Origin of the sequence: Mycobacterium gallinarum (genome assembly GCF_010726765.1) — a bacterium.
Classification (GTDB): domain Bacteria; phylum Actinomycetota; class Actinomycetes; order Mycobacteriales; family Mycobacteriaceae; genus Mycobacterium; species Mycobacterium gallinarum.
The window spans coordinates 5,844,542-5,868,481 of record NZ_AP022601.1 but is presented as its reverse complement, the minus strand read 5'-3'; the positions used below and the strand labels follow the sequence as shown (position 1 = coordinate 5,868,481).

Genomic DNA, 23,940 nt, shown 5'->3' with positions numbered 1-23,940 from the left:
TTAATGACTATTCTGCCTTGAGCGGCGGTATATGCCAAAAAGTTCGCTACAGCAGCGTGGCCTGTTCGGGTTCGGGCTCGGCAGGCTCGATCAACTCGGGGCCATTGTTGCGGATGCTGTTGACCAGCCGGGACACTTCACGGATCTCGATCCGGTCCAGGTCACCATGGCCACGCAGCAGCCCCTCGTCGATCGGCGCGTCCGGGTCGAGCCAGCGGTCCCAGTCGCGTTCACTGATGGTCAGCGGCATCCGGTCGTGGATCTCGGCCAGTGGGCCCGCGGCGTCGGTGGTGATGATGGTGCAACTCAACAACGGCGCCGAGTCCTTCGGCGCGTCCCGGGGGCGCCACGTCGACCACAGACCGGCCATGAACAGCGGCTCACCATCGCCGCCGTACATGAAGAACGGCGTCTTGGGAGCCGCCTTGCGGGCCTTGGAAGACGAAGTCTCTCCGTTGGGCCGCCATTCGTACCAACCGTCCATCGGTATGAGGCACCGCTTGCTCTTCGCCGAGTTCCGGAAGACGGGCGAGGTGGTGAGTTTTTCCGAACGCGCGTTGATCAACAGCGGTCCCTTGGTGTCCGGACCGCCGTCTTCGGCGGTCTTGGCCCACGGCGGGACGAGACCCCAGCGCATCGACCGCAGCCGACGGGTCGACTCGTCGTCGGGCTCGCTGTGCCGTTTCACGACGGTGTTGATCGTCGTCGTGGGCGCGACGTTGTAATTGGCGGCCGGCGCGTCCTTCTTCGCCGCCGCCACGCTTTCGTCGATCGCCTGGATCTTCTCGGCCAACAACGCCGGATCGGTGGTCACCGCGAATCGTCCACACATATATCCCATGTTGGCACGCCGAACCGACAAGGCAGGATAGAGCCGTGAGCAACTGGCAGGCACCGTCGACCTCACGTCCCGTGCATGCGACGGTCACCGTGCCGGGGTCCAAATCGCTGACCAATCGCGCGCTGGTGCTGGCGGCGCTGGCGACGGCGAACGGCACGTCGACGATCAGCGGCGCGCTGCGCAGTCGCGACACCGATCTGATGATCGGCGCGGTCGCCGCGCTCGGTGTCACGGTCGACGGCGCCGACACCGAACTGACCCTCAGCGGCGCGATCGACCCGCAGCCGGGCACCCGCATCGACTGCGGCCTGGCCGGCACCGTCCTGCGGTTCGTACCACCGGTGGCGGCGCTGAGCACGACGACGGTGACGTTCGACGGCGACGAGCAGGCCCGGTCCCGGCCCATCGCTCCGCTGCTCGATGCTCTGCGCAATCTCGGTGTCGACGTCGAGGGTGACGCGCTGCCGTTCACCGTCCACGGGTCCGGGTCGGTGGCGGGCGGGACGGTCGAGATCGACGCATCGTCGTCCTCACAGTTCGTGTCGGGTCTGCTGCTCTCCGGTGCGGCGTTCACCGAAGGCTTGACCATCGTGCACACCGGGGAGTCGGTGCCCTCGGCCCCGCACATCGCGATGACGATCGCCATGCTTCGCGACGCCGGAGTCGACGTCGACGACACGCTCCCCAACCGCTGGCACGTCTCCCCCGGCCCGATCGCCGCCAGGCACTGGATCGTCGAGCCCGACCTCTCCAACGCGGTCCCCTTCCTGGCTGCCGCGGTGGTCTCCGGAGGCGCCGTCCGCATCATCGGGTGGCCGCCGGCCAGCATCCAGCCCGCCGACACGATCCTGAGGATTCTCAAGAACCTGGGCTCAGTTGTCCGCCAAGGCGATTCGTATCTCGAGGTGCAGGGGCCCGAGTCCTATACGGGCATCGACGTCGATCTTCACGACGTGGGTGAGCTGACACCTGCGGTGGCCGCGCTCGCTGCCGTCGCCCCAGACGGGTCGGTGTCGCAGCTACGCGGTGTCGCGCATCTGCGCGGGCACGAAACCGACCGGCTTGCAGCACTTTCCGCAGAGATCAACGGCCTCGGCGGAAAATGTGAGGAGACGCCCGACGGTCTGCTGATCACCGCGAGTCCGCTGCATGGCGGGCTGTGGCGATCGTACGCCGATCACCGGATGGCCACCGCCGGAGCCATCGTGGGGTTGCGCGTCGACGGCGTCGAGGTCGAGGACATCGGCACCACCGCGAAGACGCTGCCCGACTTCCCGCAGATGTGGGCCGACATGCTGGCGGGCGATTGAGCCCTCGCGAGTACGACGAGTCCGACGTCCGGGTCCGTCCGGGCAGAGGATCGCGGCCGCGCACCAAGAACCGCCCGGATCACGCCGACGCCCACGAAGCCATGGTCGTCACCGTCGACCGCGGCCGGTGGGGATGTGCGCTCGACCACGACCCCGACCGCCTGGTCACCGCCATGCGAGCGCGCGAACTGGGGCGCACGCCCATCGTCGTCGGCGACGACGTCGGCATCGTCGGCGACGTCTCGGGCAAGCAGGACACGCTGGCTCGCATCGTCCGACGCGGCGAGCGGCGAACGGTGTTGCGCCGCACCGCCGATGACACCGATCCAACCGAACGCGTCGTCGTCGCCAACGCCGATCAGCTGCTGATCGTGGTCGCTCTCGCCGACCCGCCGCCGCGCACAGGTCTGGTGCAGCGCGCACTCATCGCCGCATACGCCGGCGGCCTGGAACCCATTCTGTGCCTGACCAAGACCGACCTCGCACCCCCCGAGCCGTTCGCCGCCGAATTCGCCGACCTTGATCTCACAGTCACGACCGCCGGAAGAGACGATCCACTGGACGCCGTGGCCCCGCTGCTCGCCGGCAAGATAACGGTACTCCTCGGACATTCCGGGGTCGGTAAGTCGACGTTGGTCAATCGCCTTGTCCCGGAGGCGGATCGGGCAACAGGCGAGGTGACGGACATGGGCCGGGGCAGGCATACCTCGACGCAATCAGTCGCGCTCCCGCTGAGTGTCGGTGGCTGGGTGGTCGACACTCCCGGGATCCGGTCATTCGGCCTGGCACACATCGAACCCGATGATGTGATGCTCGCTTTCTCCGATCTGGCCGAGGCGATCAACGACTGCCCGAGGGGCTGCGGCCACATGGGCCCGCCTGCCGACCCCGAATGTGCACTCGACACGCTAACCGGTCCCGCCGCCGTTCGGGTCGCCGCCGCGCGCCGACTGCTGGCGGCGCTGCGGGAGGGTCACTGAAAAGAGCGAGGCCCTCTCCTTGCGGAGAGGGCCTCTGAAGGTGTGGGCTCAGCGGTGATAGCCGGGGACCATTTCCTCGACACGGCCCACGCCGTGATGGGTGGTGGGCGCCTGGGGGGCGGGGTGCGCGGTGGTCGTGGGGGCGTACTGGTAGCCGGGGCCGACCGGTTCTTGGGTCTGGGCGCTGGCGATGCCGGCCATGCCCAGCGCGGCGGCGCCGATGGCCAGCGGCAGTGCGATGCGGGCGACGGTCTTGGCGAAGGTGTGGTTCTTCATGTCGATACTCCTGTGTGAGTTGGCTTTCGGCCATATCGCCGGGGTGTGCCTGCGATGACTCAAGATTGCCGCCTCCTGGTGTCGGTGTATGTCGGGCGATCAGCCGGTCCACCGGGGGATTCGCGTGTCCCCCGATCGGCGGACACGAAAAAGCCCTCCCCGAAACGGGAAGGGCTTTCTCGGTCGATCAGATCAGGCGGCGAGTTCCCGCCCGCTTTGCAGCCGCTTCTCGCGACGTCGTGCGCGCACTGCGGAGATCGCCGACTTGAGCCCACGTCGCTGCTCGGGCTCGAGTTCGTCGAACATCCGCTCACTGCGGGTCTCCGGTGCATCGTCGCGGGTGGCGCGCAGGTACTTGTCCGGCAGCGACAACTTGGCGATGGTGCGCCACGTCTTGCCGTACTGCACGAGGAAGTTGCCCGTCGTGTACGGCAGGTCGTACTTGTCGCACAACTGGCGCACCCGGATCGAGATCTCCTCGTACCGGTTGCTCGGCAGGTCCGGGTACAGGTGATGCTCGATCTGATGGGACAGGTTGCCGCTCATGAACCGCAGTGCAGGACCCGCTTCGAAGTTGGCACTGCCCAGCATCTGGCGCAGGTACCACTGACCCTTGCTCTCGCCGACCATGTCGGTCTTGGTGAATTTCTCTGCGCCGTCGGGGAAGTGGCCGCAGAAGATCACGGCGTTGGCCCACACATTGCGGATGACGTTGGCAACCGCGTTGGCCTTCAGCGTCGACATGAAAGTCGCACCCGGGGACAGCGACGTCAGCGCCGGCCACACCACGTAATCCTTGGCGACCTGGTGGCCGGCCTTCACGCCGAACTCGCGCACGCGTTTCATCGTTGCGGCACGGTCGTCGCCGCCCTTGGCGATCTTGCCCAGCTCCAGGTGCTGCAGCCCCACACCCCATTCAAAGCCGATGGCCAGCAGGGTGTTGAAGAGCAGGTTGCCGTAAAGGTTGAACGGCTTCCACTTCGCGTCGCGCGTGACCCGAATGACGCCGTAGCCCACGTCGTCGTCCATGCCCAGGATGTTCGTGTACTTGTGATGCATGAAGTTGTGGGTGAAGCGCCAGTGCTTGGACGACCCGCTCATGTCCCACTCCCACGTCGAGGAGTGAATCTCGGGATCGTTCATCCAATCCCACTGGCCGTGCATGACATTGTGGCCGATTTCCATGTTCTCGATGATCTTGGCCACGCCCAGGGTGACGGTGCCCGCCCACCACGCCGAGCGGCGCGAGCTCGCGGCCAGCGTCAGTCGACCCGCCAACTCGAGAGCACGCTGGGCGGCGATGGTGCGGCGGATGTAGCGCGAGTCGCGCTCGCCGCGGGAGTCTTCGATGTCCTGGCGGATGGAATCCAGCTCAACAGCCAGACTCTCGATGTCCGCTTCGGACAGATGCGCGAATTCAGGAACGTCAGTGATTGCCATCGTCAAACCTCCTCTCAAGTACCTACGTTATCGTAACCTACGTACCCGTAGGTTACTGGTCGGTAAACCTTATACGTCCAGTACGCAGTCGCCCGAAGCTGCGGAAACACAGGTCTGTATCCGGGTGCCCGGCTCGTGTTCGGCGCCCGTACGCAGGTCACGGACGTGCCCGTCGAGCAGGCCCACGACACAGGATTGGCAGATGCCCATCCGGCAGCCAAATGGCATCCGCACACCGGCACCCTCGCCGGCATCCATCAACGGCGTCGCGGCGTCCACCGTCACGGTCTTACCGCTGCGTGCAAACTCCACGGTGCCGCCCTGACCGTGTGCCGCCGCCTTGGACACCGCGAAACGTTCCAGGTGCAGTTGATCGGCGATGCCCGCGGCCGACCACACGCGCTCAGCGGCGTCGAGCATGCCCTCGGGGCCGCACGCCCAGACGTGGCGCTCGCGCCAGTCGGGCACCTCATGGTCGAGGCGAGACAGATCCAGGCGACCCTCGGTTCGGGTGGCACGCAGTCGTAAGCGGTACCCCTCATGACCGCGCTGCAGGTCCGCCAGCTCCGTCGCGAAGAGCACATCGGATTCCGTTGGCGCCGAATGCAAGTGGACGATATCGGTGATCTGATCGCGACGGGTCAGGGTACGCAGCATCGACATCACCGGGGTGATGCCCGAACCGCCGGTGATGAACAGCACCTTCGCCGGAGCCGGGTCGGGCATCACGAAGTTGCCCTGCGGTGCGGCCAGTCGCACGATCGTGCCGGGTGCGACCCCGCCGACGAGGTGGGTCGAAAGGAATCCCTCGGGCATGGCCTTGACCGTGATCGTGATCGTGCGCCTCGACCTGGAAATCACCGGTCCCGTGGCGCCGGCCGTGACCGGGCTCGAGGTCAGCGAGTACGACCGCCAACGCCAGCGTCCGTCGACCAGCAGTCCGATGCCTATGTACTGGCCCGGTTGGTAGTTGAAGGAAAAGCCCCACCCCGGCTTGATGACGAGGGTCGCCGAATCCTCGGTCTCGCGGCGCACTTCCACCACTCGGCCGCGCAGTTCACGCGCCGACCACAGCGGGTTGGCGAGTTTGAGGTAGTCGTCGGGTAGCAGTGGTGTGGTGATCCGCTGAGCGACGGTACGCAGCGCATGCCAGGCCGGGTGCTTCTCACCGACGACACCCGCTCGGGCCGTGTCGGCGACATTAGCCGAGATCTTTATCGAGTTCTTGGCCACGCAACCTACGGTACCGTAACTTACGGTCCCGTACTCAATACAGTTACCGCCGTCACAGCAGCTCGAGCAGGAACGGCAGCTCCTGCGGGGCGTACCAGGCCAAGTCATGGTCTTGGGCATCGCCGACCACGAACTCGGCGTCTTCGTCACCCAGGTCAGCGTCGTCGACGGCCTCGATTGCGGCCACCACCGCGGGCTCGGCATCGGCGTTGTCGACGTACGCCGCGATCACGTCGCTGAATGCGATCGGGCCGGACAGCCGCACCACCGCGTCGTCGAGATCGGGCCGAGGTGTCAGGTCACCGGCCTCGGCCACCACCACCGCCCGGCGCGACGGCATGTCCGATGCGCCCTCCCCTGCGAGCAGTCGCAGCGAGGCGAGTGCCGCCTCACGCAGCGCCACGTCGGCCAATTCGTCGTCGTCGCCCTGGGCATAGGCCTCGCGCAGCGTCGGCGTCACCGCGAACGCCGTTCCGCTGCGGGCGTGCAACATTTGGTCCGCGACGAGCTGCTGCAACATGGCCAGGGTCGCTGGGACGTAGACGCGCACGTCCGAAGGTTAACCGGCTCCGCTCTTGCCGGCTTCGGGATCCTTCTCGACCACGATCACGAAATCGTCGCCGTGCTGTGTGACCCCGCTGACGACGGCGTTGTTGACCGCTTCGGACGCGTACTGCCGCCGCACCACCTTCGGGTCGTTGCGCAGGTCTTTCACCAGCGCGACCGCCAGGCCGACCATGACGAGCAGGAAGGGCAAAGCCGCGATGATGGTGATGGTCTGCAGCCCCTTCAGCGCGTCTTCTCCGCCGACCAGCAGCATCACGGCCGCCACCGCTCCCATCGCGACACCCCAGAAGATGACGGTGCCCCGGCCCGGTTTGATGGTCCCCCGTTCGGATAGCGAACCCATCACGATCGACGCTGCGTCCGCGCCGGAGACGAAGAAGATCGCGACCAGCACCATCACCAAAACGCTCGCGACCGTCGCTATCGGGTATTGGTCGAGCAGACCGAACAGCTGCGCCTCGATGCTGCCCTCGCCCGCGAGGTCGACGCCTTCCTGCTGGAGCTTGATCGCGGCTCCACCGAAGACCGCGAACCACACCAGCGAAACCAGGCTGGGCACCAGCAGCACCCCCGCGACGAACTGCCGGATGGTGCGCCCACGCGAGATCCGTGCGATGAACATGCCGACGAACGGCGTCCAGGACACCCACCATGCCCAGTAGAAGATGGTCCACGCCTGCAGCCAGGTGTTCACCTCGGCGCCCTCGGCCCCGGTGCGCGCGGACATCATCGCTATGTCGCCCAGGTAGCTGGCCATCGCGGTCGGCATCAGGTTGAGGATGAAAACCGTTGGGCCGACGACGAATACGAACAGCGCCAGCGAGACGGCCAGTACCATGTTGATGTTCGACAACCATTGGATGCCGCGGGCGATCCCCGACACCGCGGACAGTACGAACGCGATCGTCAGCACGGTGATGATCACGATCAGGATCGTGTTGCCGGATTCGCCGATTCCGCCGACGATCTGCAGGCCGCTACGGATCTGCAGCGCCCCCAGCCCGAGCGATGCCGCTGATCCGAACAGCGTGGCGAAGATCGCCAACATGTCGATGACCTTGCCCCACGGGCCATTTGCGCGTGCGCCCAGCAGCGGCTCGAACGCCGCGCTGATCAGCTGTAGCCGGCCCTTCCGGTACACGCCGTACGCGATCGCCAGCCCGACGACCGCGTAGATCGCCCAGGGGTGCAGGGTCCAGTGGAACAGCGTGGTCGCCAATGCGTTCTGGACCGCCTCCGGATTACCCGCGTCGCCGGTTCCCGGCGGCGGGGTGGTGAAGTGCGTCAGGGGCTCGGCGACACCGAAGAACATCAGCCCGATCCCCATGCCTGCGGAGAACATCATGGCGATCCAGGACACTCCGTTGAACTCGGGCTCCTCATCGTCGCGGCCCAGCGGGATGGTTCCGTAGCGGCCGAGCGCCAGCCAGAGCACGAAAACCACGAACCCCGAGCCCGTAAGGACGAACAACCAACCGGTGTTGTCCATGACCCAGGTCAGCGCGCTGCCCGACGCGTCGGCCAGCGACGGGGTGCTGACGAAACCCCAGACCAGAAACCCGACCGCGATGACTGCGGTGACCCCGAAGACGACCCAGTCCACTCCGCGCGACCGCGTGTACGCGGCTTCTTCGACGGGTACATCCAGGACTGGATGCGGAACGACCCGGTCAGTGGGCGACGAGAGGGTCCGCCGGATGGACGTCTTCGGTTTCGGGTGCTCGGCGTCGATGCTCACCGATGAGCCATTCCCACCGCGGCTGAATTTCAACCAAGATCAGAAATGCGACCGTTCATCGTGCGGCTTCGAGCAATTCATCCAACGATTCGCGCAACAGGGCCGGCAGCATGTCGACGTCGCTCATCGCGTCGCGGTCGGCGTTGATACCGAAATAGAGCATGCCGTTGTACGACGTCACACCGATGGCAAGGACCTGGTTGTGCAGTAGCGGTGGTACCGAATAGGTCTCGAGCAACTTGGCGCCCGCGACGTAGATCTGCTTCTGCGCGCCAGGAACATTGGTGATCAGGAGGTTGAACTGGCGCGCCGAGAAGCCCGTTGCCACGCGAATGCCCATGGCGTGCAACGTCGGTGGCGCGAAGCCCGACAACGTGACAATGGTCCTGGCGTCGACCAAACTGGCGGCGGTGGGGTGCGACTCGGTGGTGTGCGCGATCTGCGACAGCCGGACGACCGCATTGCCCTCCCCTACCGGAAGATCCACGAGGAACGGCGATACCTCGCTGATCGCCTGGCCGGGCCCCGTCGTGTCGAGGTCGGCGTCGGGGTAGACCGACATCGGGGCCATCGCGCGCATCGTCGTGGTCGCCGAAACCGGCTCGCCGCGGGACAGCAGCCAGTTTCTCAACGCACCCGCCACCACCGCGAGCACCACGTCGTTGACGTCACAGTCGTACCGGGCCCGGACCAGGCGGAAATCCTCCAGGTCGCCGCTGGCCACCGCGAACCGGCGGTTGCGGGACACCGTGGTGTTCAGCGGGCTGTTCGGCGCGGTGCCACGCGCGGCGGTACGGACCACGTCGACGAATCGCCTGCCGACGTCGGCCAGTTGACCGGCATTGGTGACGACACCGGTGACCGCCGAGCGCAGCTCCCCGATTTGCTCGGCGGGACGGGTTACCCATTCGCCGACGGCGCCGAACAGCAGTCCGCGGTCACTGGGTTCGCGCGCCGGAATCCAGATATCCTCACCGAACTCCGGGCGCTTCTGCGTGCGGTCGGCGATGACGTGTCCGATCTCCAGCGCCGTCATCCCGTTCACCAGCGCCTGATGCGACTTGGTGTAGATCGCGATCCGGTTCTTGGCCAGACCCTCGATCAGGTACATCTCCCACAGGGGCCTGGACTTGTCCAACTGCCGGGAGCCCAGCCGTGCGATCAGTTCGTGCAGCTGGTTGTCGCTGCCCGGAGACGGCAGGGCCGAACGGCGAATGTGGTAGGTGATATCGAAGTCGGGGTCGTCCACCCAGACGGGGCGCGCCAGTCCGAGGGTCACTTCGCGAACCTTCTGGCGGTAGCGCGGAATCTGTGGGAGCCGCTGCTCGACGGTTTCGAGCAGGGTTTCGTAGCTCAGTCCATTGCGCGGCTTGCGCAGAATCGACAGCGACCCTACATACATCGGCGTCGACGTGTTCTCCATACGGAAGAACGCCGCGTCGGAGGCCGACAACCTGGTCACCATCGCCGCGACGCCCCCTCGTTGACTACGCGGTTCTCGGCCGCGGTGGTTCTGATTACCAACGTAGCGACCAATCCTGTCGCTGCGCAGCACGGGTGCAGAGAACCCACTGCAAACCGTGCGATCATGAACAGGTCTGCAACTCTCCGGCAGATGCCGTCCCTGCCCCGTCAATCGCCGGAGAGCATTTCATGACCACACCCCCGACCCCTAAGCCGGGTGCACCATTGGTATCGCCGGTAGTCGACTACGAGCCGCAGCCCGTCGGCTTGGCGGCATGCCGATCGAAGCCGGTGCTGCACCGTCGTGCCTCGCGGCCGTCGTCGCCCGCGCGATACGGGGCGGCGGTTCGGGAAGCGGATCCGCCGCGCACCGCCGTCACGTTCGCCGATGCCGCGTTGCGAAGGGTGCTCGAGGTGATCGATCGGCGCAGGCCGGTGGCGCAGCTGCGGCCACTGCTGGCGCCGGCGCTGATCGACACGGTCATCGAGTTGAGCCGGTCCTCGCATAGTCGGAACGATCGCACGACAGGGGTGCGCACCGTCGCGAGGCTGCACCGGGTGCGGCTGCGCATCGTCGACGGCACCGACGGCACCGAAGCCGAGGTGTTCGGGACGTTCACCAATGGGCCGCGGGTGCGTGCGCTGGCCGCACGCATCGAGCTTTACCGGGATCGCTGGCGCATCGTCGCTCTGCAGATCGGCTGAGCCGGCGACCCGCCCTAGCCGCGCCGCTTGGTTTCGCGGGCCTGCTGACGCGCGGCCTCCCGCCGTTCCCTGCGTGAGCCGGTGGATGCGGCATGCTTACCGCCCCCGCCCGTGCGCCTGACCTCGGTTGACCCGTCCTCGGCAGGGCCGCTGTAGGTCATCGGTGGCGGTTCGTTGTCAATTCCCTTGGCTTGTATGCCGGTCGGCGCCGGACGCTCCTTGGTGGCGACTCCACCCTGGGTGCCCTCCTGAGCCTTGGCAGCGGCGGCCTGCGCGAACTCCGCGAGTCCCTGCGGCGCGGCGACCGGCGCCACCGCCGGTGCGGGCGCGGCTTCGACCGACACGTTGAACAGGAAGCCGACCGACTCCTCCTTCATGGCATCGAGCATGCCGATGAACATGTCGTAGCCCTCACGCTGGTACTCGACCAGCGGGTCGCGCTGCGCCATCGCGCGCAGGCCGATGCCCTCCTTGAGGTAGTCCATCTCGTAGAGATGCTCGCGCCACTTGCGGTCGACCACGTTGAGCAACACGTTGCGTTCCAGCTGACGCATCGCGCCCTCGCCGGCGATTTCCTCGAGCTCCTTCTCGCGGACCGCGTACGCGCGCTCCGCGTCCTTGATCAGCGCGTCGAGCAGCTCTTCGCGGGTCAGCTCGCCGGGCTCGCCGACGGCGTCGGAGTCGATGAGGTCGTGATGGTCGATGCCCACGGGGTACAGCTGCTTCAGCGCGGTCCACAGCTGCTCGAGGTCCCAATCCTCGGAGTAGCCCTCGGCGGTCGCACCGTTCACGTAGGCCGTCACCACGTCGATGAGCATCTTGTGAGCCTGGTCGGCGAGGTTCTCGCCCTCCAGGATCCGGCGGCGCTCGTCGTAGATGACCATGCGCTGCTTGTTCATCACTTCGTCGTACTTCAGGACGTTCTTGCGGACCTCGAAGTTCTGCTGCTCGACCTGCGTCTGCGCGCTCTTGATCGCGCGGCTGACCATCTTGGCCTCGATCGGCACATCGTCGGGCAGGTTCAGCCGGGTCAGCAGCGACTCCAGCGTCGCACCGTTGAACCGCCGCATGAGCTCGTCACCGAGTGAGAGATAGAACCGGGACTCGCCCGGATCGCCCTGGCGGCCCGAACGACCGCGCAGCTGGTTGTCGATACGGCGGGACTCATGGCGTTCGGTGCCGAGCACGTAGAGGCCGCCGACCGCTCGCACGCCCTCGGCCTCGTCGGCCGCCTCCGCCTTCACCTGGGGCAGCAGCTTGTGCCACGCCGCTTCGTAGTCCTCAGGCGTTTCGACCGGGTCCAGACCCTGGTCGCGCAGCTTCTTGTCGACCAGGAAGTCGACGTTGCCGCCGAGCACGATGTCGGTACCGCGGCCGGCCATGTTGGTGGCCACCGTGATCGCGCGCAGGCGCCCGGCCTCGGCGATGATGCTGGCCTCCTGCTCGTGATACTTGGCGTTGAGCACGTTGTGCGGGATGCGGCGCTTGGTGAACTGACGAGACAGGTACTCCGAGCGCTCCACACTGGTGGTGCCGATCAGCACCGGCTGACCCTTCTCGTACCGCTCGCTGACGTCGTCGACGACCGCGATGTACTTGGCCTCTTCGGTCTTGTAGATCAGGTCCGATTGGTCGTCGCGGATCATCGACTTGTTGGTCGGGATGCTGACCACACCGAGCTTGTAGATCTCGTGCAGCTCGGACGCCTCGGTCTGGGCGGTGCCCGTCATGCCGGCGAGCTTGTCGTAGAGGCGGAAGTAGTTCTGCAGCGTGATGGTGGCCAGCGTCTGATTCTCGGCCTTGATCTCGACGTGCTCCTTGGCCTCGATCGCCTGGTGCATGCCCTCGTTGTAGCGGCGCCCGACCAGCACGCGGCCGGTGAACTCGTCGACGATGATCACCTCGCCGTCGCGCACGATGTAGTCCTTGTCGCGCGTGAACAACTCTTTGGCCTTGATCGAGTTGTTGAGGTAGCTGACGAGCGGGGAGTTGGCGGCCTCGTAGAGGTTGTCGATGCCGAGCTGATCCTCGACGAATTCGACGCCGATCTCGTGCACGCCGATGGTCCGCTTGCGGATGTCGACCTCGTAGTGGACGTCCTTCTCCATCAGCGGGGCGAGCCGCGCGAACTCGGTGTACCAGTTCGACGCGCCATCTGCCGGGCCCGAGATGATCAGCGGGGTACGGGCCTCGTCGATGAGGATCGAGTCGACCTCGTCGACGATCGCGAAGTTGTGGCCCCGCTGGACCAGGTCCTCCAGGGAGTGCGCCATGTTGTCGCGCAGATAGTCGAAGCCGAATTCGTTGTTGGTGCCGTAGGTGATGTCGGCGCCATAGGCGACGCGTCGCTCGTCGGGCGTCAGGCCGGACAGGATGACGCCGACATCGAGGCCGAGGAATCGGTGCACGCGGCCCATCCACTCGGCGTCACGTTTGGCGAGGTAGTCGTTGACCGTGACGACGTGCACACCGTTGCCGGCCAGCGCGTTCAGATAGGCAGGCAACACACAGGTAAGGGTCTTGCCTTCACCGGTCTTCATCTCCGCGACGTTGCCGAAGTGCAGCGCGGCGCCACCCATCACCTGGACGTCGAAATGGCGCTGGTCCAACACGCGCCACGCCGCCTCACGAGCGACGGCGAACGCCTCCGGCAGCAGATCATCGAGGCTCTCGCCGCCCTCGTACCGCTTTCTGAACTCGTCCGTCTTGGCCCGCAGCTCGGCGTCGGAGAGCTTCTCCACGGAGTCGGACAGGGTGTTGACGTACTGAGCCACCCCCTTGAGGCGCTTGACCATGCGGCCTTCACCGAGACGGAGCAACTTATCCAGCACGCTATTCCTCAGGCTTTCCAAATGGGTTGGATCTGATAGAGCTCAACCCATGGTAGCGACGTGGCACGCCGCGCTGCCTAGACGCGTCAGGCCAGCCGAATCAGCCCACCGGCTACGCGAGCCGGATCAACCCGTAGTCGTAGGCGTGGCGGCGGTACACCACACACGGTTTGTCGCTCTCCTTGTCATGGAACAGGAAGAAATCGTGGCCGACCAGCTCCATCTGCGACAGGGCGTCGTCGGTGGTCATCGGTGTGGCCGGGTGCTCCTTGGTGCGCACGATGCGTCCAGGTTCGTGGTCGTCCAGCATGGCCGCGTCCACCTGCGGTGATTCCGATCCGGAACCGTTGAGGGTGTCGGGCATGGGGCCGATCGCGGTCGCCTCGGCCAGCGAAACGGGGGTCTTGTCGCCGTAATGGATCTTGCGACGGTCCTTGCTGCGCCGGAGTCGATTCTCGAGTTTGCAGACCGCGGACTCCAGCGCGGCGTAGAAGCTGTCGGCGCAGGCCTCACCCCGGACTACCGGGCCGCGGCCGCGCGCGGTGATCTCGACGTGCTGACAGTTCTTGCGCTGGCGCCGATTGCGTTCATGGTCCAGCTCGACGTCGAAGAGGTAGATGGTGCGGTCGAGTCGTTCCAGGCGAGAGAGTTTGTCTGAGACGTAGATGCGGAAGTGCTCGGGAATCTCGACGTTGCGACCCTTGACGACGATCTCGGCTCGCGGTTCGGCTTCGGGCGTCTCGTCGGTGGCCAGCGTTGATTGGTCCGAGCCAATGGAATGGGTTGACATACTTGGCAACTCGTTTCTCTTTCGCGTCCGCACGCGTCAGCGTGCCCGGCTGGATGTGGATACGCGCCGAGGGGACCTGCATGTCTTATGCCTTAGTCGCGGCCCGCCGGTGCAAGGTGTCGTCTACTCACCTCCTACCGCTGGTGGGCGATGCCGGCGCTGGTTGGTGATGCGCCGCCGTGAGGCATTCACGGGTGGTTGATCCCGACGGTAGTCCGTGTTCACCCGGTCGTGCCACAAAATCCACTGAGTTTTCAGGACCTGTTTTCAGTTCTTCACATCCCCTTGATGCCGGAGTAATTACCGGGACCGTCACCACCGGCGGTCAGGCAGCGGCGATAGCCAGCACAGCCGCCACAGCTACGCCGGCCCGCTGCAGGACACGGACAGATTCAGACGCGGTGGCGCCCGTCGTCACGACGTCGTCGACGACCACGACGTCCCCTGCCAAGAGGCCGGCGGGGCGTACCAGCTTCACCCGGCCCGCGATGTTGCGCTGGCGGTCGGCGCTGGAGAGGCCTGCAGAATCGGCGACGAAGGCTCGCGTGCGCAGCGCTGGAACCACGGTGACGTCGGGCTCCCCGGAGGTCGCGGCAAGGGTGATGCGGGTGACCGGGTCCCCGCCGCGGCGCCTGGCCGCCCACCGACGTGTCGGTGCAGGCACCACGGTGAGCGGCGTCTCGACGACGCCCCAGGTCAGCATGTGATCCAGCCCCGCGCCGAGCGCGCCGCCGAGCGGCTCGACGAGGTCGGCGCGGCCATGCTCCTTGACGGCGACGATCGCTTGGCGACGTGCGCCCGCATAGCGGCCGAGCGAGAAGACGGGTATGCCGGGGTCGACGCGAGGGCTGACGAGGTGCGGTTCGTCTGGCTTGACGGCCAGGTCTTTGGCGCAGATGTCGCACCACCGCGTCGAGCGTGCGCCGCAGCCGCCGCACTCCAGCGGCAGGACCAGATCGAGCATGCCCGCAGTGTGGCGGTGATCGGTGACATCTGTTTGGGGGTACTCCTCGTCCCATGCAGGAGGAACGTGAATCAGTCATCGTCAACTGCCTCGTCGACGCGTTCTCGGACCTGATGAGGGCCGATCCCGACGCGTTCCGAACGAAGTTCCGCAAGATGGCGGCGGAGCCGTTCGCCTTCTACCGCGGGAGCGCGTGCGTGTTCTACGCCGACGTCGCAGACCGCGAGGACCGGTGGGCGGACGAGCGGACCTCGCGCGTGTGGATCCAGGGTGACCTGCACGCCGAGAACTTCGGCACCTACATGGATGGCGCCGGGGTTCTCATTTTCGACGTCAACGACTTCGACGAGGCGTTCGTCGGCCATTTCACCTGGGACCTTCAGCGGTTCGCTGCCAGCGTCGCGTTGATGTGTTGGCAGAAAGCGCTGTCCGACGAGGTCATTCGCGACCTGATCATGACGTTCGCCTCGTCGTATCTCGATCAGGTGCGCTGGTTCCTCCGGACCGACGACGACGCGACCTTCTCGCTGAACCTGGAAACCGCGCGCGGCGCCGTGCTGACGGCCTTGCAGGATGCCCGGTTGTCAACGCGTGACGGGATGCTGGACCGGATGACCCGCGTCGACGAATCGGATCGCCGGTTCCGAGAGTCCCACGGCGTACGCCGCCTTGACGACGCTGAATACGCCAAAGTGGAGGCCGCGTTCGAGGCCTACCAGGACACCATCCCGAAATCGAAGCGGTTCCGGGAAGTGGCCTACGACGTCAAGGACCTGGTGGGCAGAACGGGGTTCGGGATCGGCAGCGCGGGGTTGCCGAGTTACAACGTGCTGATCGAAGGGTTCAACCAGGCTCTCGACAACGACATCGTCCTGTCGATGAAGCAGGGCAACGTCGCCGCGCCCAGCCGTGTTGTCGACGACGAGGCGGTGCACAACTACTTCAAGCATCAAGGCCACCGCACCGCAGTGTCACAGCGCGCTTTGCAGGCGCACGCCGATCCGCTGTTGGGCTACACCGAAATCGACGGTGTCGGTTACGTCGTCGCCGAACTGTCGCCGTACGAGTCCGACCTGGATTGGTCGGAGCTGACCGAACCCGACGAGCTGACCGAGGTGATCGATCAGCTCGGCCGCGCGGTCGCCAAGGTGCACTGCGTCGGCGACGCCGACAGCGACCAGGAGCTCGTGCCGTTCCAGACCGAAGAAGCGATCGTCGACGTGATCGCCGACCGCGACAACGAATTCTTCGATGACATGGTTTCCTTCGGTCTGGAGTACGCCGCGACGGTCCGCGATGACCATCGCCATTTCGTCGAGGCGTTCCGGGAGGGACGCATTCCCGGGGTCACGTCCACCTAGATCCGCGTTCGTCGGGCGGTCAGCCCAGGACGATCGAATCCCCCTGCACCGTCACGGGCTGCGACGCAAGCGGTTTCGTCGCCGGCCCGGCGGCGACGGAGCCGTCCAGGTTGAACTTGCTGCCGTGGCAGGGACAGTTGATGGTGCCGTCGACCACTTCGTTCACCGCGCATCCGGCATGTGTGCAGGTCGACGAGAACCCCTTGAAGTCGCCTGCCGCCGCCTGGGTGACGACGACGTCGCCGACGATGAGCCCCGAGCCGACCGGCACCTCCGATGTCTTGGCGATGACGTTGGCGGGTTGCGGCGCCGTCCCGCCTGTCGTCGGCGGAGACTTCGTCGTCGTCGCGGTGTCACCGGACGCCTCCGGATTCTTGCCGTAGGTCGTGCAGGCGGCGAGCACGGACGCGAGCAGTCCGACACCCGCCCCGATCAGTACCTTCTGCCGTGGGATGCGCAAGTCTGTCAATGACATAGAAAGTCTTTCCACTAGAACGTGATTCCGCTGGTCTGGAAGAACCAAAGGGCTGAGGTCAACCAGACGTACACGAGGACGAAGAACAGCAACCCGCCCGCGATCGGGATCACCCAGCCGCGGAGGCCTTTGCGGGTCAGCAACATCATCTTCGTGACAAAGACGCCGTAGAACAAGCATCCGAACAGCGAGTGGAACAGCACCCGACTGTCGGTCTCGGCGAATCCCAGGGCGTACAGGCAGTGCACGGCGACGGGAACGCTGGCCAGCACCGCCAGCCGCCCCGACCACACATGCGCGATGCTGATCCACGCGGGTGCCCTGCCACCCGGAAGCAGCCGGTACATCGCGAAGGCGGACACGAGCTGGAACAGCGCAAGAGCCATTGCGAGCGTCCCCAGCCACGCCTTCACCGCCGTACCACTGGAGAAACCCGCCAGGTTGATCGAAAAGAACTGGGGCTCATGGATTTTGCCGAATGCGCCGAGCCCGACGGCGACGAGCGAGCCGACCAGGACGGCGGTCAGCACCGCTGCGTCGCCCCGCGACGCCGTGATCCGCTTGGTGGCGAGCGACTCAGACATCGCTATTGCCGCCCACCCGTGCCGCGATGACCGTGTTCCCGTCGATGAGCGCACTGCCGTCGGCCGCCAAGCCCGGAGCGGGCGCGGTCGATCCGTCGTCTCGCCGCAGCACGCCGGTCGCCTTACCCGAGGCGTCGACGATCCAGCTGCTGCGGACCCCGTCCTGCTCGTATACGTACAGCCCGGCCGGTGGCTGTGCAGGTTCTGCGGTGAAGTCCCACTTCTTCGCGCCGATCCAGAGCGTTCCGACGACAGCCGTGCCGTCCAGGCGTGCCTCGAGTCGGCCGGTCTTGTCCTTGCTTGTCAGGCTGACGGTGCCGTTGAGCGCTGGGCCTCGCATCCACGATTCGATCGCGTTGCCGTCACAGGCATAGGCGACGGCCTTGTCGCCCTCGACGGCGATATCCAAGGTGATGACGCCCTTGGCGGTCGGGATCTTGCCGACGTAGTCCGCCTTGGCCGGGAACGAGGGCGAGGCGGGCGCGGGCGGTGCGGTGATGGTGGTCGGCGGCGGCGGCGCGGCCACCGGCGTGCCGGTCACCACCGACGGCTGCTCCTGGGAAATGTTGGCGAACAATAGACCGGCACCCAACACCGCGACCGCGCTGAGGGTGACCAGTGGACCACGAACCTTCATCGTCTCTCCTTGGCTGTCGGCCAACGCTTCTAACGTCGGCTCGTCAGCACAACGGGACTCGAGAGGAGATGGTTCAGTGCAACTTCAAGACAGATGCTCAGCCAGGTAGCACCGGTTGCGCGCCGGGCACCATCAGCGGACGCACCTCGGACCACACGGGATCGTCGTCGGCCGCCGTACCCGTCAGCTGCAGCACGCCGCGCTCGTCGGCGACGTAGACCGTCGACGGGTTCGCCGCGACGGTGGTGACCGGCATCAGCAGGTTGCGGCTGGGTCCGTCGGAGTTGACGCCGTCAAGGTTCACATACGACACCGGATGTTGCGGATCCGTGCGGCTGACGACGATGTCGTCGCCAGTGCGCCAGGACAGTGAGACGACGGTGTTGCGCAGTCCGTACCCGAGTCGGCGCGGATACGTCAACGCGTATCCCCCACCGGGTGTCTGCTCCACCCCGGCCATGATGACCTGACCGTCGATGACCATCGCGGCGCGGGTGCCGTCCCGCGACAGTTGCAGTTCCCGGATCGCCCCGGGAAACCGTGACGACACGGGAGTGGAGTCGACGGGTATGCGCGCCGGTTGACCGGATGCGTCCTGGATGACGCGCACCACGTTGTTGCCGTCGACCACGACCCAGACTGCGTCGTCGAGGGCCCAACTGGGGCGCGACAGATTGCGGCCGTCCAGCGCCTGCGAGGCGTTGCCGCCCAACGGACCGAGCCACAACGACGACGCCATGTCGGGGGCGCCCGGGCGCAACGTCACGATCGACGCCACGTTCTGCCCGGTCCGCGATATCGCCGCCGAGGTCTGGTTGGGTGTTGCGCCGAATGCTCCAGGAACTCGCGGCGTGCGGGTTCCGTCCAAGAACACCAGCGACCCGCCCACCAACCCGTGCAAGCCTGCCGCCGCACCGGGGAATGCTCCCGGATCGGTGGCCGCCACATCGGAGGTCTCCCAGCCGTCGGCGAAGCGGTCGTCGAGCGCGGCGCCGTCGGCGGTGATCACGTACGGGCCGTTGATGCCGGCGCGCGACAGCGTCCAAATGATTTGCGCCGCAAGCAGTTGGCGACTGTGCGGGTCGGTGGTCGACAGGTTGTCCAGGTCGATCCGCGCGCCACCGTAGCCGCGGCCGACACCCGTCTTGCCGCCGTCGGCGCGGGTCACCGGACCGCGCAACTTCAACGGCGGCCCCAGCAGGTTGCGTACACTCTTGGCAATTTCTGGACGTGGTCCGGCGATCAGCTTGCTGACCAGTTCGGTGGCCAATTGGTCGGGATCGGACACGGCGACGTAACGCGGATCGGGCACGACGGTGATACCGGTGGGGTCGGCGAAGTACAGGGTGTTGCGTTTGTAGGTGGCCTGAAATTGTTGCCAGTCAAGGAATACCCCGTTCGGCAGCTTGTCGATGCGCCAGCCGCCGGACGTCTTCACCAATTCGATCGGCCCGGGATCGGGCAATGCGCCCTCACCCGTCTCGAACACACCCAGGTCCGACAGCGATCCCAGAATGTCGGCGCGCATGTGCACCGTCACGCGATCGGGTCCCCTGGTTTCGGTGAACACGACGTTGTCGATCAGCAGCGCGCTGCCCGCGTCATCCCATGCGCTGGAACCGGATTCGGTGAGGAACTGTCGCGCCGCCAGATGGCGATTGGCGGGGTCTGCGGTGGCCTTGAGGAATTCCCGCAACAGCACGTCGGGGTCCATGCCGGGCGTGGGCTTGGGCAGGCTCGGCGGCGCGGGCCGGTCGACAGTGCCGATCGCCTGTGGTGACGATGAACTGGGTACTCCTGCACAGCCGGCAAGCACGAACATCAGCATTGAGACGAACGCTAAACCGCGCACCGAGTGCGCGATCAGACCCGAGCGCTTCACACGGTTTCCGTTTCCCGAGCCGACCGGCGCGGCGGACGGTCAGGCTCAACGGGTTTCAGCGGTAGCGGGCTCGTTGTCACCTTGTGGCCGCGCACCAGCGGCAGGGTGAGCCGGAAACAGGCGCCCTTGCCGGGCTCGCCCCACGCCTCCAGCCGCCCCTGGTGCAGCCGGGCGTCCTCGATGCTGATGGCCAGGCCCAGACCGGTGCCGCCGGAGCGGCGCACGCGCGACGGGTCCGAGCGCCAGAACCTGCTGAACACCAGCTTCTCCTCGCCCGGTCGCAACCCGACGCCGTAGTCGCGCACCGTGACCGCCACGGTGTCTTCGTCGACACCCATCCTGATGCGCACCGGCTTGTGCTCGGCGTGATCGATGGCGTTGGCGATCAGGTTGCGCAGGATGCGCTCGACCCGGCGCGGGTCGACCTCGGCGATGACGTCCTCTCCTGGCATGTCGACGATCAGCTCGATCTCGGCGTCGGCCGCCAGGTGGCCGACGTTGTCGAGCGCGCTCTGCACCGTCGCGCGCAGATCGACCGCCTCGACGGACAGTTCGGCGACACCGGCGTCGTGGCGCGAGATTTCCAACAGATCGTTGAGCAGCCCCTCGAAGCGGTCGAGTTCGTTGACCATCAACTCCGTCGAGCGGCGCAGCGCCGGGTCGAGGTCGTCGCTGTGGTCGTGGATAAGGTCGGCGGCCATGCGGACCGTCGTCAGCGGGGTGCGCAGTTCGTGGCTGACGTCGGAGGTGAACCGTCGCTGCAGGTTGCCGAACTCTTCGAGCGAGGTGATCTGGCGGTGCAGGCTTTCGGCCATGTCGTTGAACGACACGGCCAGCCGGGCCATGTCGTCCTCGCCGCGCACGGGCATGCGTTCGGTGAGGTGTCCTTCGGCGAACCGCTCGGCGATCCGCGAGGCCGACCGCACCGGCAGCACGATCTGTCTGGCCACCACAAGCGCGATCACCGCGAGCAAGCCCAGCAGCACGACGCCGCCGGTGGCCATGGTGCCGCGCACCAGCGTGATGGTGGACTCTTCGTTGCTCAGCGGAAAGATCAGGTACAGCTCGAGATTCGCGACCGGCGATGACGTCGGGCTGCCGATGATCAGCGCCGGGCCGGAGAAACCTTCGGTGTTCACGGTCGCGTACTGGTAGCTGACCTGACCGGCCTCGACGAACTCGCGCAGCGCGTTGGGGATCTGCTGCACCGGGCCTGCCGCGGTGGCGGCGCGCGGTCCGTCCCCGGGAACGACGAGCACCGCGTCGAAGGCGCCGGCAAGACCGGGACCCGCGTCGGCGGTGCGGTCGATCAGGGTGTTGCGGGCCAGCTGCAGGCTGCTGTCCAGTGAGCGGGTTTCCTCGCCGCCGACGATGCCGCTGACGGTGCTACGCGCGCGGTCGATTTCCTCGGTGGCGGCCCGCACCTTCACCTCGAGGATGCGGTCGGTGATCTGGCTGGTCAGCACGAAGCCGAGCGCCAGGATGACGGCCAGTGACAGGCCCAGCGTCAAGGTGACGACGCGCAGCTGCAGGGAACGCCGCCAGGCGAGACCCATCGCTCGACCCAGCGCGCCCAGTCCGCGTACAAGTGGTGCCGAACGCCGATGGATGCGCCTTCGCGAGCTCCAGATCACGGGGGTCCGGCCTTATACCCCACTCCTCGAACGGTCAACACCACCTGCGGATTCTCCGGGTCCTTCTCGACCTTGGCCCGCAAACGCTGGACATGCACGTTCACCAAACGAGTGTCCGCCGGGTGTCGGTACCCCCACACCTGTTCGAGCAGCACATCTCGAGTAAACACCTGCCGCGGTTTGCGCGCCAACGCCACCAAGAGGTCGAACTCCAGCGGCGTGAGGGAGATCTGCTCACCCAGTCGGGTGACCTTGTGAGCTGGCACGTCGATGTCCACGTCGGCGATGGACAGCATCTCGGCGGGCTCGTCCTCGTTACGCCGAAGGCGGGCGCGCACGCGGGCGACGAGTTCCTTCGGTTTGAAGGGTTTCATCACGTAGTCGTCGGCGCCGGACTCCAGCCCGAGGACGACGTCGACGGTGTCGGTCTTGGCCGTCAGCATGACGATCGGCACCCCGGAGTCCGCGCGCAGAACGCGGCACACGTCGATGCCATTCATGCCGGGCAGCATCAGGTCGAGCAGCACCAGGTCGGGCCGCAGTTCGCGGACCGCGGTCAGCGCTTGGGTGCCGTCACCGATGACCGCGGTGTCGAAGCCCTCCCCGCGCAGCACGATGGTGAGCATCTCGGCGAGCGAAGGGTCGTCATCGACAACCAGAATCCTTTGCCTCATGGTGTCCATGGTGTCACCAGATCGCGATAAACCCTGGCTACCACACGCGCGTTTTGCGTGTTGACCGGCTCTGGTGTGCATTCAGATCGCGATTGGGCGTGATCGGGGGCGGATTCGCGATCTGAGCGCACACTCCGCGAGGTGCGTGCGCCCGTTACGACAGCTCTGCGGCCAGCTTCGCGGCGTCGACTTCCGGAGGGACGATCTTCCACTGTCCACACCAGTTCGCGGCGGCCAGCTCGGCGTAGACCTCGCCGGTGCGGCGCTGGAGGCCGTCGTCGCGCTCGTAGGCGTCCTTCGCGCGGTCGGCTTCCTCGCGAGCCCGGTGGTCGGCGCGTGCTGCGGCGAGCTCGATCGGCACCGCCAGCAGAATCTGAGCGTCGGGCTGTGGCAGCTCGAGGCGGCCGTACTCGAGGTCGCGCACCCATTCGACGACCTCACCGTCGGCGCCCTGGTGCAACCGGGCGGCGCTGTAGGCCGCGTTGGAGGCGACGTAGCGGTCGAGGATCACCACGTCGTAGGCGTCGGCGCGTCGAGCGATCTCGGCTTTGGCGCCGGCACGGTCGAGGGCGAACAGCACGGCCATCGCATGCACCGACTCGGCGAGGTCGCCGTGGGCGCCGTGCAGGGCCTCGGCGGCGAGGTCGGCGGTGATCGATTCGTGGTAGCGCGGAAAGGCCAGGGTGGTGACGGTCTTTCGGGCGCCCTCGAACGCGGCGCGCAGACCGTTGGTCAGTGTGCGCTTGCCGGCGCCGTCGACACCTTCGATCACGATGAGCACGCAGCGAGCGTAACGGTGAGTTTCGACGCGGCTGACGGTCTATTCCACGAAGACCCATCGGAGGCGAGGAGAATGACGCGATGACAACGCACGCGGTCGGGACGCGCGAACAGTGGCGCGCCGCCTATGAGCGGCAGCTGGCCGACGAGAAGGAGCTGACGCGTCGCGCGACCGAGCTTGCGCGGGCGCGGCAACAACTGCCGTGGGTGCCGGTCGACAAGGAGTACGTGTTCGACACGACGGCCGGCCAGCGCACGCTCGCCGAGTTGTTCGACGGCCGGTCGCAGTTGATCGTGCGGCACTTCATGCACGGGCCCAAGACGCCTGAGGGTTGCCCGGGGTGCACGTTCGAAACAGACAACCTGGTCGGTGCCGCGCCGCATCTGGCGCGCCGGGATGTGACGTTTCTGCTCGCGTCGCGCTCGCCGCTGCCGGTCCTCACCGCATACAAGGAGCGGATGGGCTGGGACGTGGAGTGGGTGTCGACCGGTGGCAGCGACTTCGACGTCGACTTCTTCGAGCACATGTATGTTCCGACGCCGCGGCGCGATCCCGGCCCGGGCGGCGGCAGCATGCTCGACGTGATGGAGCTGATGGCGCTGAGCTGCTTCGCGCTGCAGGACGACACCGTCTTCCACACGTATTCGACCTACGACCGCGGCACCGAGGCGTTGAACGCGACGTGGCAGTTGCTCGACCGTGCGCCGAAGGGCCGCGGTGACGACTTCTCCGATTGGCCACGCAAGCGCGACGAGTACGACACGTAGCACCGC

General features: G+C 66.4%; 22 protein-coding genes. 5 read left to right on the top strand and 17 right to left on the bottom strand.

The genetic code is table 11. The features are described from left to right. Positions 1 to 46: 46 nt before the first annotated feature. Positions 47 to 832 carry an SOS response-associated peptidase gene (locus G6N42_RS28985; RefSeq protein ID WP_197905564.1) on the bottom strand — a complete coding sequence of 262 codons (786 nt, stop codon included), beginning with the start codon at positions 830 to 832 and terminating at the stop codon, positions 47 to 49. A gap of 44 nt (positions 833 to 876) precedes the next feature. On the opposite strand from G6N42_RS28985, the gene aroA reads away from it, so the two are divergent. Continuing rightward, the gene (gene aroA / locus G6N42_RS28980) at positions 877 to 2,151 is read left to right on the top strand and encodes a 3-phosphoshikimate 1-carboxyvinyltransferase (protein ID WP_163736286.1); all 1,275 of its coding nucleotides are present in this window, start codon (positions 877 to 879) and stop codon (positions 2,149 to 2,151) included. Next, the gene (gene rsgA / locus G6N42_RS28975; protein ID WP_163736283.1) at positions 2,148 to 3,131 is read left to right on the top strand and encodes a ribosome small subunit-dependent GTPase A; all 984 of its coding nucleotides are present in this window, start codon (positions 2,148 to 2,150) and stop codon (positions 3,129 to 3,131) included. Before aroA ends, rsgA begins: the two co-directional genes overlap by 4 nt. Positions 3,132 to 3,179: 48 nt before the next feature. Here the strand turns inward: rsgA and G6N42_RS28970 are convergent, their stop codons facing one another. The 6 genes from G6N42_RS28970 to G6N42_RS28945 all read right to left on the bottom strand — a co-directional run bounded on the left by G6N42_RS28970 (position 3,180) and on the right by G6N42_RS28945 (position 9,850). Then, the gene (locus G6N42_RS28970) at positions 3,180 to 3,407 is read right to left on the bottom strand and encodes a hypothetical protein (RefSeq protein ID WP_163736280.1); all 228 of its coding nucleotides are present in this window, start codon (positions 3,405 to 3,407) and stop codon (positions 3,180 to 3,182) included. 192 nt (positions 3,408 to 3,599) lie between these two features. Beyond that, positions 3,600 to 4,847, bottom strand: a complete 1,248-nt coding sequence (locus G6N42_RS28965; protein ID WP_163686758.1) for a fatty acid desaturase family protein — start codon at positions 4,845 to 4,847, stop codon at positions 3,600 to 3,602. A gap of 69 nt (positions 4,848 to 4,916) precedes the next feature. Then, positions 4,917 to 6,080 (bottom strand): ferredoxin reductase, encoded by a 1,164-nt coding sequence (locus G6N42_RS28960; RefSeq protein ID WP_163736277.1) that lies wholly within the window; start codon positions 6,078 to 6,080, stop codon positions 4,917 to 4,919. A 52-nt stretch (positions 6,081 to 6,132) separates the two neighbouring features. Further along, positions 6,133 to 6,630, bottom strand: a complete 498-nt coding sequence (locus tag G6N42_RS28955; RefSeq protein WP_163686760.1) for a DUF6912 family protein — start codon at positions 6,628 to 6,630, stop codon at positions 6,133 to 6,135. 9 nt (positions 6,631 to 6,639) lie between these two features. Continuing rightward, positions 6,640 to 8,346 (bottom strand): BCCT family transporter, encoded by a 1,707-nt coding sequence (locus G6N42_RS28950; RefSeq protein WP_232076744.1) that lies wholly within the window; start codon positions 8,344 to 8,346, stop codon positions 6,640 to 6,642. Between the two features lie 94 nt (positions 8,347 to 8,440). Next, a complete protein-coding gene (locus G6N42_RS28945) occupies positions 8,441 to 9,850 on the bottom strand; it encodes a WS/DGAT/MGAT family O-acyltransferase (RefSeq protein ID WP_163736271.1) in 1,410 nt (469 codons plus the stop codon). 188 nt (positions 9,851 to 10,038) lie between these two features. Here G6N42_RS28945 and G6N42_RS28940 point away from each other — a divergent pair, with 188 nt between their 5' ends. Then, positions 10,039 to 10,554, top strand: coding sequence for an Rv3235 family protein (locus G6N42_RS28940; protein ID WP_163736268.1), 516 nt, complete (start codon positions 10,039 to 10,041; stop codon positions 10,552 to 10,554). Between the two features lie 14 nt (positions 10,555 to 10,568). On the opposite strand, the gene secA is transcribed toward G6N42_RS28940, so the two are convergent. The 3 genes from secA to G6N42_RS28925 form a co-directional block, all read right to left on the bottom strand. Next, positions 10,569 to 13,385, bottom strand: a complete 2,817-nt coding sequence (gene secA, locus G6N42_RS28935) for a preprotein translocase subunit SecA (RefSeq protein ID WP_163736265.1) — start codon at positions 13,383 to 13,385, stop codon at positions 10,569 to 10,571. A 112-nt stretch (positions 13,386 to 13,497) separates the two neighbouring features. Further along, positions 13,498 to 14,175, bottom strand: coding sequence for a ribosome hibernation-promoting factor, HPF/YfiA family (gene hpf, locus G6N42_RS28930; protein ID WP_163736260.1), 678 nt, complete (start codon positions 14,173 to 14,175; stop codon positions 13,498 to 13,500). A gap of 325 nt (positions 14,176 to 14,500) precedes the next feature. Further along, entirely contained in the window at positions 14,501 to 15,139 is a 639-nt protein-coding gene (locus tag G6N42_RS28925; protein ID WP_163686766.1) for a ComF family protein, read from the bottom strand. A 53-nt stretch (positions 15,140 to 15,192) separates the two neighbouring features. Here G6N42_RS28925 and G6N42_RS28920 point away from each other — a divergent pair, with 53 nt between their 5' ends. Beyond that, positions 15,193 to 16,500, top strand: coding sequence for a DUF2252 domain-containing protein (locus G6N42_RS28920; RefSeq protein WP_163736257.1), 1,308 nt, complete (start codon positions 15,193 to 15,195; stop codon positions 16,498 to 16,500). Positions 16,501 to 16,519: 19 nt separating this feature from the next. Here G6N42_RS28920 and G6N42_RS28915 read toward each other — a convergent pair whose 3' ends face one another. The 7 genes from G6N42_RS28915 to G6N42_RS28885 form a co-directional block, all read right to left on the bottom strand. Then, on the bottom strand, positions 16,520 to 16,975 hold the full coding sequence (locus G6N42_RS28915; RefSeq protein WP_174262189.1) for a Rieske (2Fe-2S) protein: 456 nt from the start codon (positions 16,973 to 16,975) through the stop codon (positions 16,520 to 16,522). A 14-nt stretch (positions 16,976 to 16,989) separates the two neighbouring features. Then, positions 16,990 to 17,559, bottom strand: a complete 570-nt coding sequence (locus G6N42_RS28910) for a DUF6529 family protein (protein WP_163736254.1) — start codon at positions 17,557 to 17,559, stop codon at positions 16,990 to 16,992. Continuing rightward, a complete protein-coding gene (locus G6N42_RS28905) occupies positions 17,552 to 18,196 on the bottom strand; it encodes a hypothetical protein (protein WP_163736250.1) in 645 nt (214 codons plus the stop codon). Before G6N42_RS28905 ends, G6N42_RS28910 begins: the two co-directional genes overlap by 8 nt. A gap of 97 nt (positions 18,197 to 18,293) precedes the next feature. After that, the gene (lpqB, locus tag G6N42_RS28900) at positions 18,294 to 20,048 is read right to left on the bottom strand and encodes an MtrAB system accessory lipoprotein LpqB (protein WP_286201667.1); all 1,755 of its coding nucleotides are present in this window, start codon (positions 20,046 to 20,048) and stop codon (positions 18,294 to 18,296) included. 26 nt (positions 20,049 to 20,074) lie between these two features. After that, positions 20,075 to 21,712 (bottom strand): MtrAB system histidine kinase MtrB, encoded by a 1,638-nt coding sequence (mtrB, locus tag G6N42_RS28895; protein ID WP_163736244.1) that lies wholly within the window; start codon positions 21,710 to 21,712, stop codon positions 20,075 to 20,077. Next, complete coding sequence (gene mtrA / locus G6N42_RS28890; protein ID WP_163686772.1) at positions 21,709 to 22,395, bottom strand: two-component system response regulator MtrA; 687 nt, start codon at positions 22,393 to 22,395, stop codon at positions 21,709 to 21,711. Before mtrA ends, mtrB begins: the two co-directional genes overlap by 4 nt. Before the next feature lie 145 nt (positions 22,396 to 22,540). Beyond that, on the bottom strand, positions 22,541 to 23,167 hold the full coding sequence (locus G6N42_RS28885; protein ID WP_163736241.1) for a dTMP kinase: 627 nt from the start codon (positions 23,165 to 23,167) through the stop codon (positions 22,541 to 22,543). A gap of 80 nt (positions 23,168 to 23,247) precedes the next feature. On the opposite strand from G6N42_RS28885, the gene G6N42_RS28880 reads away from it, so the two are divergent. Continuing rightward, positions 23,248 to 23,934, top strand: a complete 687-nt coding sequence (locus G6N42_RS28880) for a DUF899 domain-containing protein (RefSeq protein WP_163736238.1) — start codon at positions 23,248 to 23,250, stop codon at positions 23,932 to 23,934. The last annotated feature ends 6 nt before the right edge of the window (positions 23,935 to 23,940 follow it).

What these genes read in the sequence shown, in the direction of transcription:
- G6N42_RS28945 (WP_163736271.1), bottom strand. Translation starts at nt 9,850, where the DNA reads ATGGTGACCAGGTTGTCGGCCTCCGACGCGGCGTTCTTCCGTATGGAG.
- hpf (WP_163736260.1), bottom strand. Translation starts at nt 14,175, where the DNA reads ATGTCAACCCATTCCATTGGCTCGGACCAATCAACGCTGGCCACCGAC.
- G6N42_RS28910 (WP_163736254.1), bottom strand. Translation starts at nt 17,559, where the DNA reads ATGTCTGAGTCGCTCGCCACCAAGCGGATCACGGCGTCGCGGGGCGAC.
- G6N42_RS28915 (WP_174262189.1), bottom strand. Translation starts at nt 16,975, where the DNA reads ATGTCATTGACAGACTTGCGCATCCCACGGCAGAAGGTACTGATCGGG.
- G6N42_RS28970 (WP_163736280.1), bottom strand. Translation starts at nt 3,407, where the DNA reads ATGAAGAACCACACCTTCGCCAAGACCGTCGCCCGCATCGCACTGCCG.
- G6N42_RS28965 (WP_163686758.1), bottom strand. Translation starts at nt 4,847, where the DNA reads ATGGCAATCACTGACGTTCCTGAATTCGCGCATCTGTCCGAAGCGGAC.
- G6N42_RS28920 (WP_163736257.1), top strand. Translation starts at nt 15,193, where the DNA reads ATGCAGGAGGAACGTGAATCAGTCATCGTCAACTGCCTCGTCGACGCG.
- G6N42_RS28985 (WP_197905564.1), bottom strand. Translation starts at nt 832, where the DNA reads ATGTGTGGACGATTCGCGGTGACCACCGATCCGGCGTTGTTGGCCGAG.
- G6N42_RS28925 (WP_163686766.1), bottom strand. Translation starts at nt 15,139, where the DNA reads ATGCTCGATCTGGTCCTGCCGCTGGAGTGCGGCGGCTGCGGCGCACGC.
- mtrA (WP_163686772.1), bottom strand. Translation starts at nt 22,395, where the DNA reads ATGGACACCATGAGGCAAAGGATTCTGGTTGTCGATGACGACCCTTCG.
- G6N42_RS28880 (WP_163736238.1), top strand. Translation starts at nt 23,248, where the DNA reads ATGACAACGCACGCGGTCGGGACGCGCGAACAGTGGCGCGCCGCCTAT.
- G6N42_RS28905 (WP_163736250.1), bottom strand. Translation starts at nt 18,196, where the DNA reads ATGAAGGTTCGTGGTCCACTGGTCACCCTCAGCGCGGTCGCGGTGTTG.
- G6N42_RS28940 (WP_163736268.1), top strand. Translation starts at nt 10,039, where the DNA reads ATGACCACACCCCCGACCCCTAAGCCGGGTGCACCATTGGTATCGCCG.